This window comes from Bacillus paramobilis, from assembly GCF_038096195.1.
Classification (GTDB): domain Bacteria; phylum Bacillota; class Bacilli; order Bacillales; family Bacillaceae_G; genus Bacillus_A; species Bacillus_A mobilis.
Genome location: NZ_CP151108.1, coordinates 3,922,348 through 3,937,507 on the forward strand (window position 1 = coordinate 3,922,348; position 15,160 = coordinate 3,937,507).

The 15,160-nt window shown below is 34.0% G+C and carries 20 protein-coding genes and 2 pseudogenes; 4 read left to right on the forward strand and 18 right to left on the reverse strand.

Annotated elements, in window-relative coordinates; all coding sequences use genetic code 11:
- Positions 1-13: 13 nt before the first annotated feature.
- The 3 genes from AABL52_RS20045 to AABL52_RS20055 all read right to left on the reverse strand — a co-directional run bounded on the left by AABL52_RS20045 (position 14) and on the right by AABL52_RS20055 (position 1,536).
- On the reverse strand, positions 14-412 hold the full coding sequence (locus tag AABL52_RS20045) for an SseB family protein (RefSeq protein WP_282894425.1): 399 nt from the start codon (positions 410-412) through the stop codon (positions 14-16).
- Between the two features lie 85 nt (positions 413-497).
- The gene (locus AABL52_RS20050) at positions 498-1,052 is read right to left on the reverse strand and encodes a cysteine hydrolase family protein (protein WP_341518264.1); all 555 of its coding nucleotides are present in this window, start codon (positions 1,050-1,052) and stop codon (positions 498-500) included.
- On the reverse strand, positions 1,045-1,536 hold the full coding sequence (locus AABL52_RS20055; RefSeq protein WP_341518265.1) for a carboxymuconolactone decarboxylase family protein: 492 nt from the start codon (positions 1,534-1,536) through the stop codon (positions 1,045-1,047). The genes AABL52_RS20050 and AABL52_RS20055 overlap by 8 nt, the downstream gene beginning before the upstream one ends.
- 63 nt (positions 1,537-1,599) lie before the next feature.
- On the opposite strand from AABL52_RS20055, the gene AABL52_RS20060 reads away from it, so the two are divergent.
- Positions 1,600-2,052 (forward strand): Lrp/AsnC family transcriptional regulator, encoded by a 453-nt coding sequence (locus tag AABL52_RS20060; RefSeq protein ID WP_001175500.1) that lies wholly within the window; start codon positions 1,600-1,602, stop codon positions 2,050-2,052.
- A 100-nt stretch (positions 2,053-2,152) separates the two neighbouring features.
- Positions 2,153-2,335, forward strand: coding sequence for a DUF3913 family protein (locus AABL52_RS20065; RefSeq protein WP_000707107.1), 183 nt, complete (start codon positions 2,153-2,155; stop codon positions 2,333-2,335).
- A 29-nt stretch (positions 2,336-2,364) separates the two neighbouring features.
- On the opposite strand, the gene AABL52_RS20070 is transcribed toward AABL52_RS20065, so the two are convergent.
- The 13 genes and pseudogenes from AABL52_RS20070 to AABL52_RS20130 all read right to left on the reverse strand — a co-directional run bounded on the left by AABL52_RS20070 (position 2,365) and on the right by AABL52_RS20130 (position 12,958).
- On the reverse strand, positions 2,365-3,378 hold the full coding sequence (locus tag AABL52_RS20070; protein WP_000558784.1) for a CPBP family intramembrane glutamic endopeptidase: 1,014 nt from the start codon (positions 3,376-3,378) through the stop codon (positions 2,365-2,367).
- A 194-nt stretch (positions 3,379-3,572) separates the two neighbouring features.
- Entirely contained in the window at positions 3,573-4,349 is a 777-nt protein-coding gene (locus tag AABL52_RS20075; RefSeq protein WP_341518266.1) for an ABC transporter permease, read from the reverse strand.
- Positions 4,349-5,251, reverse strand: a complete 903-nt coding sequence (locus AABL52_RS20080; RefSeq protein WP_000528796.1) for an ABC transporter ATP-binding protein — start codon at positions 5,249-5,251, stop codon at positions 4,349-4,351. The genes AABL52_RS20075 and AABL52_RS20080 overlap by 1 nt, the downstream gene beginning before the upstream one ends.
- 14 nt (positions 5,252-5,265) lie before the next feature.
- Positions 5,266-6,060 carry an ABC transporter permease gene (locus tag AABL52_RS20085; protein WP_341518267.1) on the reverse strand — a complete coding sequence of 265 codons (795 nt, stop codon included), beginning with the start codon at positions 6,058-6,060 and terminating at the stop codon, positions 5,266-5,268.
- Positions 6,057-6,755, reverse strand: a complete 699-nt coding sequence (locus AABL52_RS20090; protein WP_046958220.1) for an ABC transporter ATP-binding protein — start codon at positions 6,753-6,755, stop codon at positions 6,057-6,059. Before AABL52_RS20090 ends, AABL52_RS20085 begins: the two co-directional genes overlap by 4 nt.
- Positions 6,752-7,132 (reverse strand): GntR family transcriptional regulator, encoded by a 381-nt coding sequence (locus AABL52_RS20095; RefSeq protein WP_000687513.1) that lies wholly within the window; start codon positions 7,130-7,132, stop codon positions 6,752-6,754. Before AABL52_RS20095 ends, AABL52_RS20090 begins: the two co-directional genes overlap by 4 nt.
- A 216-nt stretch (positions 7,133-7,348) precedes the next feature.
- A complete protein-coding gene (gene nrdF, locus AABL52_RS20100; RefSeq protein WP_097845697.1) occupies positions 7,349-8,317 on the reverse strand; it encodes a class 1b ribonucleoside-diphosphate reductase subunit beta in 969 nt (322 codons plus the stop codon).
- A 93-nt stretch (positions 8,318-8,410) separates the two neighbouring features.
- Positions 8,411-9,730 (reverse strand): annotated as a pseudogene (locus tag AABL52_RS20105) (ribonucleoside-diphosphate reductase subunit alpha); the annotation flags it as partial.
- Between the two features lie 97 nt (positions 9,731-9,827).
- Positions 9,828-10,589, reverse strand: a complete 762-nt coding sequence (locus AABL52_RS20110) for a group I intron GIY-YIG endonuclease (protein ID WP_000995589.1) — start codon at positions 10,587-10,589, stop codon at positions 9,828-9,830.
- A gap of 243 nt (positions 10,590-10,832) precedes the next feature.
- A pseudogene (locus AABL52_RS20115) lies at positions 10,833-11,597 on the reverse strand (ribonucleotide reductase N-terminal alpha domain-containing protein); the annotation flags it as partial.
- A complete protein-coding gene (nrdI, locus tag AABL52_RS20120; protein ID WP_000634376.1) occupies positions 11,584-11,943 on the reverse strand; it encodes a class Ib ribonucleoside-diphosphate reductase assembly flavoprotein NrdI in 360 nt (119 codons plus the stop codon). The gene nrdI and the pseudogene AABL52_RS20115, both read right to left, overlap by 14 nt.
- A 476-nt stretch (positions 11,944-12,419) precedes the next feature.
- The gene (locus tag AABL52_RS20125; protein ID WP_000502198.1) at positions 12,420-12,737 is read right to left on the reverse strand and encodes a hypothetical protein; all 318 of its coding nucleotides are present in this window, start codon (positions 12,735-12,737) and stop codon (positions 12,420-12,422) included.
- Positions 12,738-12,763: 26 nt separating this feature from the next.
- Positions 12,764-12,958 (reverse strand): hypothetical protein, encoded by a 195-nt coding sequence (locus AABL52_RS20130; protein WP_000356682.1) that lies wholly within the window; start codon positions 12,956-12,958, stop codon positions 12,764-12,766.
- 245 nt (positions 12,959-13,203) lie between these two features.
- On the opposite strand from AABL52_RS20130, the gene AABL52_RS20135 reads away from it, so the two are divergent.
- A complete protein-coding gene (locus AABL52_RS20135) occupies positions 13,204-13,782 on the forward strand; it encodes a GNAT family N-acetyltransferase (RefSeq protein WP_340420958.1) in 579 nt (192 codons plus the stop codon).
- 35 nt (positions 13,783-13,817) lie between these two features.
- On the opposite strand, the gene AABL52_RS20140 is transcribed toward AABL52_RS20135, so the two are convergent.
- Together AABL52_RS20140 and AABL52_RS20145 are read right to left on the reverse strand one after the other, a co-directional pair.
- A complete protein-coding gene (locus tag AABL52_RS20140) occupies positions 13,818-14,420 on the reverse strand; it encodes a histidine phosphatase family protein (protein ID WP_097845695.1) in 603 nt (200 codons plus the stop codon).
- 89 nt (positions 14,421-14,509) lie between these two features.
- Complete coding sequence (locus AABL52_RS20145; protein ID WP_341519755.1) at positions 14,510-14,668, reverse strand: hypothetical protein; 159 nt, start codon at positions 14,666-14,668, stop codon at positions 14,510-14,512.
- A gap of 260 nt (positions 14,669-14,928) precedes the next feature.
- Between AABL52_RS20145 and AABL52_RS20150 the strand changes: the two genes are divergently transcribed.
- Entirely contained in the window at positions 14,929-15,114 is a 186-nt protein-coding gene (locus AABL52_RS20150; protein WP_001165081.1) for a YkvS family protein, read from the forward strand.
- Positions 15,115-15,160: the final 46 nt, after the last annotated feature.

The following is a 15,160-nucleotide window of genomic DNA, read 5'->3' on the forward strand; positions in this document are numbered from 1 at the left end:
TCCGCTTTTCCTTTTATTTATAATAATTAAAAATTCGTCCAGATGCGATATCTGCAACTTCTTCTGGAATAAATGTTTTACTTATCTCAGTTCCAACATTTAATACTGCTGTAGCATCTTTCTCAATGCTACCAAATAATTCTTTTCCACGTATCGTAATAAGGGGCGTTCCTTCTGGCAACACGTCTTTTACAAATTCCATTTGTGTAAAGAACGGAACGATCCATCTACCCTCTCCTTGGAAATGACGCAAACGAAGTATTCCTTCTGTTGCCCCGTCCTCTGCTTCTAGTGAACCAGCAACATAAAACTCAGTAGATAAGAGCAATTCATAAAATTCCTTTTGCTTCTGTTTATCGTCCCCTGCTACAACAAGTACTTCTTCTATTCTCTTTACCGGAATTTGCTCCATATGATGCCACCCCTATTTCAAAATGATTGTACTTAGATTATACGAAATATTCTTATTTTTTTCTACATAATTCGCAATTATTTTCTTAAAATAATTTTAATACTTCTTTTGTCGTTACAATCGTAGCAAACTCTTCATGTAAATTTACAAGTGTCATATTGTGAATATCCTCTGCATTATACTCTTTACCATCTGGACCTTTACGGTTAAAAGTAGCCGTTGCATCACTCACTAAATACGTTGTAAATCCTAAATTTCCTGCCATTCGTGTCGTAGTCTCCACACAATGATTTGTCGTTAATCCTACAACCACTACTGCATTACATTTGTTCTCTCTTAATTGCTCTTCTAAATTTGTCCCAATGAACGCGCTGTTAACAGATTTCTGAATAATCACTTCGCCTGGTAATGGCTTCACCTCTTCTTTAAAGTTCACCGTTTCCGCTCCTTCATAAAACATCGATTGAGCATTTTCTTTATTTACATGTTGAATATGAAAAACTGGTCGTTTCCTTTTTCTCCATTCTGCTAATAACATTCTCATGTTTTCTTCAGCAAAAAGATTATTTCTCTCGCCCCAGTATGGTAACTGAAACGCCTTTTGTACATCAATTATGATAAGTGCTATTTGATTAGTCATCATTTTCTCCTTCATTCGGCTGTAATTGAAACAGAAAACCAAGTTGTTGTGACGCAGTAATAAAACAAATATAAGCGCAAAGCTCTACAATTTCTTTTTCCGTCCAATATTGTTTCAATGCATGAAACATATTATCATCTATTGCCTTTTTATCATGAACAAATGTATGTGCAAAAGTAACTGCTACACTCATTTCTTCTACCTTTTGCATATCATCAGGTCTTCCCTTTGCCATACAGTACGGACATTCATTCCCGTACGCTAATGTTCTTCTTACTTGCTCCTTTAGCTCTGCTGAAAGAGTTCCTTTACTATACAATGTATCCTCTACCATACTCCATGAATGTAATAGGTCCGGATTATGCCCTAATAGCTTTTGAAACTTTGTAACTCCTACATTTGATAATGAAATTCTCTCCATCATTTCCCCTCCTATTTCCTTCCGTTTTATTGTAAAATAAATAAAGTTCACTTTACATTTCATATGAATCTTAATTTATATTTTTACTTTACAAAAATTATTATTTTACTGGAGGTATATTTACAAATGCAACTAGACCGTGTCGATCGAAAGATTTTAAATGAATTATATAATGATAGTCGCCTTTCCATGCGTGAATTGGCGAAACGAGTAAACTTATCTGCTCCGTCTACTGCAGAACGTGTTCGCAAACTTGAAAGTGAAGGCGTTATTCAAAAGTACACAATCGATATCGATTATAAAAAAGCAGGACTTGTTTTAGATTGTATTTTAGAAATCACTTTAAAAAATGGTGATACAACACGTATGCAACAGTTTATTCAGTCTTATCCATCTGCAAGTTTTTGTTACCGAGTAACAGGGAGCTTATGCTACATTGTAAAAATTTCTGTTCCTTCACTCGTTGAACTTGAAGAATTTATCAATGATGTTTCTTCATATGCAACGACTGTTTCTCATATCGTATTATCAGAAGTATCTCTTACTCCTGATATTGAACATATCTTCCCAGAAGTTTAATTTATTTTTATTCATAAAATATATAAAAACCCCTTACAATAAGAATAAAAATAATATATTATGTATTAAAATACATAAAGTTCGAGAAAGGGGCTTTACATTGAAAATCTGGTTTTATGAAAAAACGGCACAATTAGATGACTTGCTTGGCATTTGGGATAACGTTCCGACTATCCCTCGAATTGGTGAAAAAGTGGAGATTTTAAAAACAGTCCGCACTGTTACAGATATTAAATATGTAAAGAACGGTAATAATTTTCGTGTAGAAATTATTACAAATTAAAAAGTAGCTCCTAAGGAGCTACTTTTTAATTATCTATCGTGCGCTTTCTTTATAACGATTTTATCTTCTTCTACAGATACTGTTACATAATCATTTTCTTCTAATCGAAGCTTATTTACTGCTTCATCTGGTAGCTCTACAGCCATCAGTCTATCTGTTACAATCACTTGACTATACACTTCATTTTCTTGTAACACACTTACTATTTTTTCCTCATTTATAAAGCGCATCGGCGGCACACCAACTTCTTTTACTGTACGCCATTGCTTCCAAACATACGGAGTTAACCAAAGTAAACCAACAACTGTAAGACCGATACCGATCCATAAATTACTTTGCGCTTGTAATTCAGGAATTGAAATTGCACCACTCTCTTCTCCACCGACAAATTGCATACTTGTTGCAATCAAATTATTTAGAGCGTGTACAGCGATATTTGTCCATATATTTTTCGTCTTTATGTATAAAAGACACATCACAACACCAAACATAAATGCACCAATAACATCAAAATGTCCTAAACCAAAAATAAGTGAAGATATGATTACAGCTTTTTTAATTCCCCATTTATAAGCCATTCGCTGTAAAAAGAACCCCCTAAAAATAACCTCTTCCATAATAGGTGCTAACACACACGCTGAAATGAAAGTAAATATCGTCATATATATGTTACTCGTATTAATAACGTTTCCGTCTTCTAACATAGTAACTAAGAAATTCGGTAACGTATGTGCTAATATGTAAAATTGAATATGAGATATACCAACTGAAAAAATCATTCCCATTATCGTTGCTAATACAATTAATCCCCACGGTAAACGTCCTGGCTTATCAAAAAAACTGTTAAATACAACATTATTTTTATTTGTTTTTACGTATAACCAAAATAACGGAAATACAAAAAATATAGTTATTTGTGAAACAACTTCCAGCGTATTCTCAGAAACATTTGCTAGCTCTAATAGGATCATCGTAAGAAACAACCCTATAATCATCCATCCAAAAAAACTGCGTAGTCTTATACGTGAAAATGCATAGTGCATATAGAACCCCCCCAAAGATAGTAAAAATAAACAGTATGATAATTAAATTATAATATGAATATAGTTGAAAATATCCCTATTTTTCTCAAATTCTTCCGAACAACATATAGTAATCATTTTTTTCTTTCCATTGAAATCTACGAGAAAGTTATGTAATAAAAAATCCCCGTTTCTACAAGCGGGGATTTCTTTTATTATAATACATCACGTTTTTGGAATAATGCACTCGATGCTACAAGCAATACAACAAAGTATGCAGCTACAAGTAATAATGAAGTTGTAAATGTAAATTCTGTAAATGTAGGTTCTACTCCGCCACTAATTAATTTATTGCTGTCGTAAGCTCTTAAATCTAAATGGAAGAATACTCCAAACTTTGCTACACCTTTTGCAAACATCATTAATACCATATTAATTGTTCCTTGTAAAAAGAAGAGGAACATCGTAATAATTAATGGTAATACAGATTTTCTAAATACGTTTGCTAAGAAAAATGCAAGCGTCACAAAGAAGAACGGTGAAAGTACTTGATATAAAGTAGATTTCATTACGATTCCTAACGTTAATTCTGTTTTACTACCATCCATTACAATTCCGCCAATAATCATTGCAATTAACGTGCTAGCAAATATGATACATACTATAGTAAGTATCACTGTAATATATTTAGAGAATAAAACTGTCATTCTTTTTCTTGGACGGATTAATAACTGCTTAATTGTACCTTTTTGGAACTCATCAGTAATCATACGAGAAGCAATCGTAATTCCAAAAATTGTTGCAAACAAAGTAATTAAACCAATCTCTGAACTTGCAAAATCTAAATATGATCCTTTAAATTCACTTCCGTCTCCCCATTTCAGCATCGCTAAAACTCCCAAAATCTCCAATATTGCAATTACACCAATTAAAATATACATACCTTTTTTCGCATGTAACTTTAAAAATTCATTTTGAATTAATTTAAACATTACGCTTTCACTCCCCCTGTAATCGCTAAGAACTCATCCTCTAACGTTTTATTTTGAACAGTAACTCCGTATACAAGCACATCGTCATTTACAAGTTTTTTTACAAGTTGTGGGATTTCTTCTTTCATTACAGATACTGCAATTATATTTCCTTGCGCCTTACCTTTAATGATTTCATTTGCTTTCTGTACTTGATCTACTTCAAAAGCTACAACTACTGTCTCATCGTGTTTCGCTTGTTCATGTAAGTTGTACTCTTGCACAAACTCACCTTGCTTAATAATAACGACGCGATCACACATGAGTTCAATTTCACTTAATAAGTGACTTGATACGATTACAGCAATATTCTCTTCTTTCGCTAAACGTTGTAAATAATCACGAATTTGGCGAATACCAGCTGGATCTAATCCATTTGTCGGCTCATCTAAAATTAAGATTTTTGGCTGATGAAGTAATGCCTGTGCAATTCCTAAACGTTGTTTCATACCAAGTGAATATGTTTTCACCTTTTTATGAATCGCATGCTCTAATTCAACAAGCTTTACAATCTCAGCAATGCGCTCTTTACTAATTGGTGTAATTGCCATATTCGCAAAATGCTTTAAGTTTTGCATTCCAGTCATATAATCATATAGTTCAGGATTTTCTACAATCGCTCCAATTTGCTCTAGCGCCTTTTCACGCTCCGTGCGAATACTATGACCACAAATTGTAATATCGCCCTCTGTCATTGATATAAGACCTGTCATCATACGAATTGTCGTTGTTTTCCCACTACCGTTCGGTCCAAGAAACCCGTACACTTCCCCTTCACGAACTTCAAATGATAAGCCACGGATAATTTCCGTTCCACCAATCTTTTTTCGAACATTCTCTAACTTTACTACTACGTTTCCCAATGTTGATTCCTCCTTTAGACTTCTAGTTTTTTATCGATTATGCGACCTGTTATATAAACAAGTAAAACAAATATACCGATTGAAAAAGCAATACTATATAAATTCATAAGTCTTTCTGGATATAGTATGAGATTCATATCCGCTGATTCATCTATATAAACTAATTTTTTAATAAAAGTAGGTATAGGCGCAAGTCGGCCCAGCATTTCATATATCAGATTGATTACTTTCGTTACTAGTAAAAATAGGAAGAAAATAATTACGTACTCCATTTTTTTCTTTTTCAAAGAAAATACTTTCACACCAGCTACTGTAAAAAGTAAGACTAACAATATACTTGATAAATTAAATACATATAACACGCTACTAAATAACTGCTTTACCATATCTAGCGTAAGTGTACTTTCGGTAAATAACAATTCATGGAGTTCTGTACCTTTTATTACTTTCATCGAGATACTATAGAAAAACATAGCACCTATTACTTCAAAACACATTAAGCTAATTGCTGCATATGACAATATTGCTAAAACAATTTTTTTACCAGATATCGGTGTTAACCGAAATAATTTACTTTCAGTCATTTTCCCAAACGCAGACATCGCCTGCAGAAATACTAATACCGCAAAAATTAAATAAACTAAGAATACTAAAGCAATTGTAATCATTTGCCTTACTTCTCCTGATTCTTGTTTAATATAATTCCCCATACTTACAAAAGCGACAGCTGCAATAAATATGAATGACAATAACGAAATGAAAATTTGTTTTTTATTCGCATTGTACATATATATTAAACTGGCCTTCATCTACTAAACACCTCCTTAAACAAATCCGTAACAGCTTTTCCTCGTTGGAAACGTAATTCTTCTACATTTTCATGCAGTACACTTTCACCATCTTTTAAAAAGATTACTTCGTCAAAAATATTTTCCACTTCTCCAATTAAATGTGTTGCAATTAAAATGGTACAATCTTCGCGATAAAACTGTAAAATAAGTTCTAATACATGTTCTCTAGAAACAAGATCAATTCCGCCAAGCGGTTCATCTAGTACGTACAACTTCGCTTTCCTCGAAAATGTTAAAATAATTTGTAGCTTTTCAACCATACCTTTTGATAAAGCTGTAATTTTTTCTTCTAACGGTATTTTAAATTCCGCAATCGTATCTACCGCTTTTTGAATGTCGAAGTCTTTATAAAAATCTCGATAGAAAAATAAAGAATCTTTTACCGTCATCCAATCATCAAATACTGGTTTATCCGACATAAAAGAAACAATTTCTTTCGTTTCTAATCCGACCTTTTTACCAGCGATTGTAATACTCCCTTCGGAAGGATGCTGCAGACCAGCAATCATTTTCAATAACGTCGTTTTCCCGCTCCCATTATCTCCAACGAGTCCTATAATTTTCCCTTCCGTAATCTCTATATTTAATTCACGGATCACTGCTTTTAATCCGTATCTCTTCCATAAATTTTCTATTTTTAATAGCTCTGTCATTCGCTCTCCTCCCTCTTCTCATGTAATGAAGAACGAAGGATTGTAAGAATTTCTTCTTCTGAAAAACCTAAATTGTCCATTCCATCTATAAAAGAATGAAGTAATTCTTTCGCCATCTCTTTTCGCAGCTCCATAATTTTCTCCCCTTCATTCGTTACATATCGTCCCATTCCTCTACGCGTTACTACAACTCCATCCCGTTCTAGCTCTTGAAATGTACGCTGAATCGTATTTGGATTTACTTGTAATTCACTCGCTAATTCACGTACAGAGGGAATTTTATCACCAGGCAATAAATGTCCTGTTACGATTTCTTTTTTTATGTATTCCATTACCTGAATGTAAATTGGTGTATTTGGAGAAAACTCTATTTTCATTTCTTCCCTCCTTTTGTATCGGTGTACTAGTTAAATAATACACCGATACAAAAGGATTGTAAATACCCATTTAATTACAAAAAAGTTCTATCCATTAGCCGGATAGAACTTTTTCAACAGAAATCGTTATACAAAAATAATAGTGTTATGTAAACAAAACCATAAAGAAAAGCTGCCTTATCAATGAATAAGACAGCTTTTCTTTATGGTCATATATTAAAAATTAAATACGAAGTCATCATCAGATAACTTTTCAACGTTCGTCGCTTTTACGTAACCATTTCCTTTTACAGAGAAGAAATCATGGTTTTTCGTATCTGTACGTAAACCATTTAAAACGATTGGGTTAATTTCTTCTTCTTCAAACTTCGGCTCAAGTCCTAAGTTCATAAGTCCTTTATTCGCATTGTAACGAACGAAACGATTTACATCCTCTACAAGACCGATAGAAGTGTAAATTTCTTCTGTGTATGCCATTTCAATTTCATATAGTTCCATTAATAACTCTTGTGTTTCTTTTTGCACTTCTTGTTGATCTTCTGCAGAAAGTTCTGCGAAGAGTTGTTGTGCTAAAATACCGACGAATACGCCGTGAATTGATTCATCACGAATTATTAAGTTAATAATTTCACCACTTGCCGTCAATTTACCTTGACCTGCTAAGTAAAGTGGATAGAAGAAACCACTATAGAATAAGTAACTTTCTAAGAACACACTGGCTACCATTGCCATGTATAACTCTTTTTTCGTTACTTCAGGCTTTAATAAACGACGATAGTAACCCGTAATAATACCAGCCTTTTTCTCAAGTAACGGATGATTGTCTACCCAGTCAAAAATATCATCGATTTCTTCTTCAGTAGCTAACGTTGTGAAAATATGACTGTAACTCTTCGCATGTACTTCTTCCATAGCACCCATGAAAGCTAATACACTTTTCGCTTGTAAATTTTCAAGATGAACAAGTACAAGCGGCATCCCTTCGCCACCTTGTTTCGTATCTAAAAGTGTTAAACCACCTAATACACGCTTATACGCAATTTGCTCTTCTTTTGATAATTGCACCCAAGTATTTTTGTCAGAAGATACCGCGATTTCTTCTTCTGTCCAAAACTGAGCGATGTTTTGCTTCCAAAACATTAAACTAAAATCATCTTCTTTTTTGTTCCAGTTTACCGCACGCATTCAATCGCCCCTTCTCTAAATAAACATGAAAAATTGATAACTAAGCATGAGCAGGGTTCAGAAAACCCTGCTCATGATGTCTCACTTTTTATATTAAACGGTACAAGCTACGCACTCTTCCACGCTTAACTTACGTGTTCGCGTATAATACAGACTCTTTAAGCCTTTTTTATGTGCATAGATGTAGTAACGTGCTAATTCACGTGTTGAAATATCACTATTAACATAAAGAATTGTACTAATTCCTTGATCAATATGTTCTTGGATTTCTGCGATTAAATCAATTAATTTAAACTGATTCATATCGTAAGAAGATTTATAGTACCAGAACGTATCTTTTGATAAATACGGCATTGGATAATATGTTGTCGCATTCGCGTATGTTCTTGATTCGATTTGACTTACGATCGGCATTACGCTTGAAGTTGCATTTTGAACGTAACTGATAGATTGTGTTGGAGCGATAGCAAGACGGTAGGAATTATATAATCCATTCTTCTTCACTTGCTCTTTTAAACTTGTCCAATCTTCTTTTGTTGGAATATGAATTCCTTCAAATAATTGCTGAACTTTTTCAGTTACTGGGCTGTAATCTGTCGTTTCATACTTTTCAAAGTATGTGCCGTTCGCATAATCAGACTTATCGAAGTCTTTAAATGTTTCGCCTTTTTCTTTAGCGATTTCCATACTTTTCTCAATAGAGTAGTAATTTAACATCATAAAGAATGTACGAGCGAACTCTTTCGCTTCTGCACTTTCATATGCGATTTTGTTTTTTGATAAATATCCGTGTAAGTTCATTGCGCCAAGTCCAACTGAATGAAGCTCATCATTTGCTTTTTTCACAGTTGGTGCATTCGGAATGATCGTCATATCAGAAACAGCTGTTAAAGCTTCCATTCCCGCATGAACGGCTTCACGAATTTCTTTATTTTCCATTACATTCACGATATTTAACGATCCTAAATTACAGTTAATATCACGACGGATAATATCATCTGTACCATAATCATTTATTTCAGAAGTTTCTTGAAGCTGGAAGATTTCTGTACATAAGTTCGACATCTTCACAGTTCCAATATCCTTCAATGGATGTTGATTATTTGCATTTGATTTAAACATTAAGTATGGGTAACCAGACTCAAGCTGAATCATAGCGATTTTAATAAGCATATCACGTGCACTAATATCTAGCGGCTTCTTCTTCACTTTCGGATTGCTCATTAATTCATCGTACATTTCATCGATATCAATATCATCTAAATGCTTTCCGTATTCTTTATACACCGTATAAGGCGCGAAAACATGGAAAGGTTCGTTTTTCTCAGCTAGCTCAAAGAACTTACTTGGCACGATAATTCCGATTGATAGAGACTGAATACGGCTCTTCTCATCAGCATTTATTTTTTTGGTCAACTCGTCTTCATATTTCTATGAAGGTTGGACTATATCATCAACCTGTAACTGGTTGCCTTGCACTTCGACTGGTACCTATTTCCAGCCTACTCTACTAGCTTTCGTCTAATGACGTGCGTTCGATAGTCTCTACACCTTCTTGAAAGTATTGATAATTAGGAAAGTTATTGGATAGTACTCTATATTTTATCGTATTAGCAGGCACATTAAACGCTCGGCCGGCTTCCGCTAAAGACTCATAGTAAATGTCATTTATAACAATTGGCTTTTTTTGTTTTTCTCTTCCAGAATTATATTGGTTTTTTTGAGCTTTACTTATCTTCATACATGTTTCTTTTGTATGTTTTTTACCTTTACGAGACCTAGACATTTTTTCTTTTGTTTCATCAGTATGTTTTCTACCGTGAAATCGTTTAGTAATCTTAGATCTCATATTCTCCATATGTTGAGGTTTATCATACCAATAATTATTAGGACCAGTATTAATTTCAGAAAGAAATTTTTTTACTTCCTTTGAGTGAGTTTTCCCATACATATGGTTCTTTTCCCCACTCAACGCCCCACCTCTAGCGATGGGATGTCCGTTGTAGCAATACTGTTTCCCATAATATTGACTTAGTAAACTTTGCTCTATCTTATGAAGAATGTTCTTATCATCTGGTAACTCGATTATCCCTTTAAACTCAAATTTATTCTCACCATATAAATTCCAGGCTGCTTGTAAATGTTTACTATGATGCCGATTAGCATTCAATTGATTTCTATGAGTTTTAAATCGTACTTTAAAATTATTAGAACTACCAATATAAAACTTCCTATTTTCCTTATTAATTATCAAATAAATTCCACAGTTCATGGAATCTCGCCTCCGGTGAATATAAGATTCCACTTCACCCAAGTAACATTTCTTTCAAGCTTGGCACGGTATTACCTGCTATCCATGTACATGGACCGTAGGCTCTCTTAGTCAGCTTCTTCGCGGGTTCTTTTTCTTTTACCCCTTATTCAACTGATACCGTTAGCCGCTACTGCGACACCCTATTGGTTAGGTTCACAAGGTTTTCTCATACACATTACTGCGTAGAGGGACTACCAATTAATCCAAGAATTCAATAATATCCCAATGGAAAATGTTTAAGTATACTGCGCCGGCACCTTTTCGTTGGCCAAGCTGATTCGCATATGAAAACGAATCTTCAAGTAATTTCATAACAGGTACTACACCACTTGCAGCATTATCGATACCTTTAATTTGCTCACCGCGTGCGCGTAGCTTAGATAAGTTTAAGGCTACTCCCCCGCCGATTTTCGATAATTGCATTGCAGTATTAATGTTAAAGCCGATTGAATTTAAGCTATCATCCATCTCTAACAAGAAACAAGACACCATTTCTCCTCTTCTGCTTCGTCCCGCATTTAAAAAGGTTGGTGTCGCTGGTTGGTAGTTTTGTTTTACAATCATGCTTGCGAAGTGTTTTGCCTTCGCAACATCACCGCGTCCTAAGTATAATGAAACAATTGCTACACGATCTTCATAGCTTTCTAAGTATTGTTTTTGATCATTTGTTTTTAACGCATAATCTTTGTAGAACTTAGATGCTGCCATATAAGATTGGAACTCGAAGTTTTCACCATAAGCGATGTTATATACCTCTTCTACTTCCTCCAAGCTATACTCGTCGAGAACGTTGTAATAGTAATCATGTTCTTTCATATACTCCATTCGCTCTGCCACGCTATTAAAATGAACGGTATTCTCTCTAGCTTCTTCCATAAAGACTTCTAATGCCTCTTTATCTTTATGAAGCTGATAAAAACCGTCCTGCATTTGCGTGATTTCATTATTCAGTTCAATGTGTCGCAATCTCCCGCACCCTTTCCTTAAAATATTCTACATCGTTATTTGTTCCTGATAACTCAAATTTTGATACAATAGGCACTTCATATTTAGCAGAAATTTTGTCAGCACTTGCACCGAACATGTCTCCCCAGTTACGATTGCCGCTTGCAGATACGCCTTTTAATTTTTCATTATTGCGCTCTAAAAATTCTAAAACACGTTCTGGTACATTGCCAAAACCTGTTGTATACGTAATTAAAACAAAGTCTTCATCTATTACTAGATCTTCACCAATTTGAACGGCCGGCATATTTAATTTGTGAATGAAACGCTTCACGTTTCCTGTCATAGAATCATATGCAACTATCATTTCCGACCCTCCCTCTCCAATCTATACTCTCTGTATATTGATTCTTGTTTTCTCTATATATTGTATTACGTTTCAAAATAAGACACAAGATATATGTATAAATTCTTTCTTTTTTTAAATTTCACTTTTCGACAAGACAGTCGATTTTTTTCAATACAATGACTATGAAACAACATTCTAAAACTCATGTCAATAAAGTGCTTTTCAAAAAAGTTGTCAACGAATTTAACCTTATTTTTAAAAAAGTTACCAATATATTTTGTCATAAAACGGCAAATGCTGGAGGAATATATTTCTCCAGCATCACGCAAAAAAGAACAGACATGAAACGATAATCTGTTCTAAAAAACGATTACATTTATCAATTTTACTTTATTAAATATTATACATATACTTTCGGTTCGCGTTACATACTAAAAGATAACTATTATAGAAAAAGATTATTATTATGGAAATTCAACTTATTTATGAAAAGATTATTCAGAGTGCTCAATACGCAAAATATCTTTTACAAATATATGATGTGGATTTTCATCTTTATCAATCATTGTACATACAGGAGCTTCTTCATCAAAGTACACAATCATTCCTTCTACGTACTGATATGTATGTTGAACTTGTACAGTTACTTTAATTTCTATAGCCTCTTCATATGCTCTTTTTATTTTCTGCAGCATTTTTGCCGAACACTTTCTTTTCTCTGGGTACATAACCATCCCCATAAACCTATTTCCTGCTCTATCTTTCCACATATAATCCCAATGCGGTAATATGCCTTGTTTAAAATCGCCCATAATTCTCCTCCCCTATATTCTTCTAGTTACGAACGTGGCGTTTCTGAATATGTATAAATTACTTGTCCGCCGCGCTGCGCGTTCCCAATAATATGTTTAAAATCTTCTCGACTTACTACAACTTCTCTGAACGTATAAAATACATCTTTCGTAACAACGTACTCCTTTATTTCACCATTTTTCAGCTGATCTAAAATTGCATTTGCTAATTCTTTATCCATGTATTTCACCTCTATGCAATATTTTATTTTATCGTATATTCTTTAGGTCAACAACTGTAAAATTATCCAGATGCTATACCTTCATTTCATTTTCAATATTTCGCAAAAGATATCACTTTACTATATGTCCACTAAATATCATATACTATCATAGCTACTTCTCTATATCAAACATTTCGACATTCAATTATGCAAAGTTTCATACCACTATGCTACAATATATAAATAGAACTAGGAGGGATACTATGATTCGGAAAGCAAAAAAGACAGATGCGAAGCTGGTAGCGCCTTTATTGTATAACGCTCTGCACGAAATTGCTGAAAAAATCACAGGTAGCACTGTTGAGACAGAAGTATTACTAGGACTTGAAACATGGTTCTCAAAAGAGCGAAATCGACTGAGCTACGAAAACTGTTTTGTATATGAACACGACGGGGATGCAGTTGGAGTTATTGTCGCTTATCATGGTAGTGAAGCAACAATGCTTGATGCACCAATTGTACATCACTTAAGAGAATTACATAAAGATGAATCGATTACGTTAGAAAAAGAAGCTGAGCTTGATGAATATTACATTGATACATTATCAGTTTCAAGTGCATATGGCGGAAAAGGAATTGGTTCTAAATTAATTGAAGCTGCTGAAATCCATGCAACTGAACAGGTGTATGAAAAAATCGCATTACTTGTTAATTTAGAAAACAAACGTGCCTATTCACTATACGAAAAACTAGGTTATAAAAAGGATCAAATCGTTATGCTCGTAGGCGAACCTTATGCACATCTCGTAAAAACATTAAACATCAAAGTTTCTATATCTTAAAAAGAAAGCACACGATTTATATAAATCGTGTGCTTTTATGTTAAATTCGTATTCAATACATTTCCATTCATCGCCTCGTGAAACGTATATGTTGTACATCCCCATGGCTCTCTGTTCAAAATAGGCGTACCAGACCACCTCATCGCTCTCAGTTCCGCACCAATCATTACATTCACATAATTATGACCTACAAGAGCAATGCTTCCATATACGAGAGCGTAACGATGTAATAAGTAAGCCGCTTGCTTTGCCCTCTCCCTTACTTCCTTATAAGACTCCACATCTTTATGGTAACCAAGTATCCATACAGTTCGTCCGATAAACATCCATACATTAGGTTTACACTTCAACCATTTTGGAGCATAAAAACTCGTCGGAACTTCAGCTTCCCTAAAAAGAGCATTTTGCATAAAAGATAAAGAATCCACTAATTCAGCTGCTGACTGTACAGCACACCTTTGATCACTCGTTACAATCAATTTTGCTGCTTCAACCGCTTCCTTTGTTTCCATTGGTATAGGTGCTTTTTCTGTTATAGTATGTAAGTCATATCCTTTCATCCATTCACGAAAGGATGTAACCGTCATTGGTTCTATAGTACGATCTAAGCGACCATGACGAATAAAAGAAATCTTCATTCTTTCCACTCTCCATTCATCACTTACGAACTCTATTATGTACTATTTTTAAATATCATACCACGCAAAAAAAAGAAAGTTATACACCTTTACATATCCCCGCCACTCTCATTTGTGACCCCAGTATGTATACCATCCATCCCATCAAAATATGTAGTCGTTTCATGATGACGAATCTTTTTTAAATTTATACAAGAAAATCCAAATAAAGTTAATGCTATAACACTCCCCACAAATTCAAACATCATTTTACCGCCTCTAATTTCTCCCACTTTAGTAGGTTATTGTATGTTTTTTCATTATACCCCTATATAAAGATGTCTGCATTTAAACCGTTCTTTTTTTCTATTAACATGGAGTTATTGCATATTTTCTTACAAAATGTGAATATTTTTCGAATTTTTACTTTGGAAACATTTACAAAATGGACAATATGGTTCAAAATAAGAGGAAATAAAAAAACCAAAATTATTCTTTTTTTGGAAAACTGTAACAAGGAGAGTTGCTTATGCAGATCGCAGAAACTGGAGATATCATTGAATTTAAAGGTGGAATGCAAGGCCGTGTTCAAAAAGTAAATCAAAACTCCGTTATTGTAGATATAACAATTATGGAAAATTTTAGAGAACTAGATATGGAACCTCTTACAGTTGTGAGTCATAAAAACTATACTGTCATTAATCAAAATGCATAATATAATAGAAAGAAAGGATCTGTATGTTATACAGATCCTTTCTTTC

What these genes read in the sequence shown, in the direction of transcription:
- AABL52_RS20045 (WP_282894425.1), bottom strand. Translation starts at nt 412, where the DNA reads ATGGAGCAAATTCCGGTAAAGAGAATAGAAGAAGTACTTGTTGTAGCA.
- AABL52_RS20050 (WP_341518264.1), bottom strand. Translation starts at nt 1,052, where the DNA reads ATGACTAATCAAATAGCACTTATCATAATTGATGTACAAAAGGCGTTT.
- AABL52_RS20055 (WP_341518265.1), bottom strand. Translation starts at nt 1,536, where the DNA reads ATGAAATGTAAAGTGAACTTTATTTATTTTACAATAAAACGGAAGGAA.
- AABL52_RS20060 (WP_001175500.1), top strand. Translation starts at nt 1,600, where the DNA reads ATGCAACTAGACCGTGTCGATCGAAAGATTTTAAATGAATTATATAAT.
- AABL52_RS20070 (WP_000558784.1), bottom strand. Translation starts at nt 3,378, where the DNA reads ATGCACTATGCATTTTCACGTATAAGACTACGCAGTTTTTTTGGATGG.
- AABL52_RS20075 (WP_341518266.1), bottom strand. Translation starts at nt 4,349, where the DNA reads ATGTTTAAATTAATTCAAAATGAATTTTTAAAGTTACATGCGAAAAAA.
- AABL52_RS20085 (WP_341518267.1), bottom strand. Translation starts at nt 6,060, where the DNA reads ATGAAGGCCAGTTTAATATATATGTACAATGCGAATAAAAAACAAATT.
- AABL52_RS20090 (WP_046958220.1), bottom strand. Translation starts at nt 6,755, where the DNA reads ATGACAGAGCTATTAAAAATAGAAAATTTATGGAAGAGATACGGATTA.
- AABL52_RS20095 (WP_000687513.1), bottom strand. Translation starts at nt 7,132, where the DNA reads ATGAAAATAGAGTTTTCTCCAAATACACCAATTTACATTCAGGTAATG.
- nrdF (WP_097845697.1), bottom strand. Translation starts at nt 8,317, where the DNA reads ATGCGTGCGGTAAACTGGAACAAAAAAGAAGATGATTTTAGTTTAATG.
- AABL52_RS20110 (WP_000995589.1), bottom strand. Translation starts at nt 10,589, where the DNA reads ATGAACTGTGGAATTTATTTGATAATTAATAAGGAAAATAGGAAGTTT.
- nrdI (WP_000634376.1), bottom strand. Translation starts at nt 11,943, where the DNA reads ATGATAGTTGCATATGATTCTATGACAGGAAACGTGAAGCGTTTCATT.
- AABL52_RS20125 (WP_000502198.1), bottom strand. Translation starts at nt 12,737, where the DNA reads ATGGGCGATTTTAAACAAGGCATATTACCGCATTGGGATTATATGTGG.
- AABL52_RS20130 (WP_000356682.1), bottom strand. Translation starts at nt 12,958, where the DNA reads ATGGATAAAGAATTAGCAAATGCAATTTTAGATCAGCTGAAAAATGGT.
- AABL52_RS20135 (WP_340420958.1), top strand. Translation starts at nt 13,204, where the DNA reads ATGATTCGGAAAGCAAAAAAGACAGATGCGAAGCTGGTAGCGCCTTTA.
- AABL52_RS20140 (WP_097845695.1), bottom strand. Translation starts at nt 14,420, where the DNA reads ATGAAGATTTCTTTTATTCGTCATGGTCGCTTAGATCGTACTATAGAA.
- AABL52_RS20145 (WP_341519755.1), bottom strand. Translation starts at nt 14,668, where the DNA reads ATGATGTTTGAATTTGTGGGGAGTGTTATAGCATTAACTTTATTTGGA.
- AABL52_RS20150 (WP_001165081.1), top strand. Translation starts at nt 14,929, where the DNA reads ATGCAGATCGCAGAAACTGGAGATATCATTGAATTTAAAGGTGGAATG.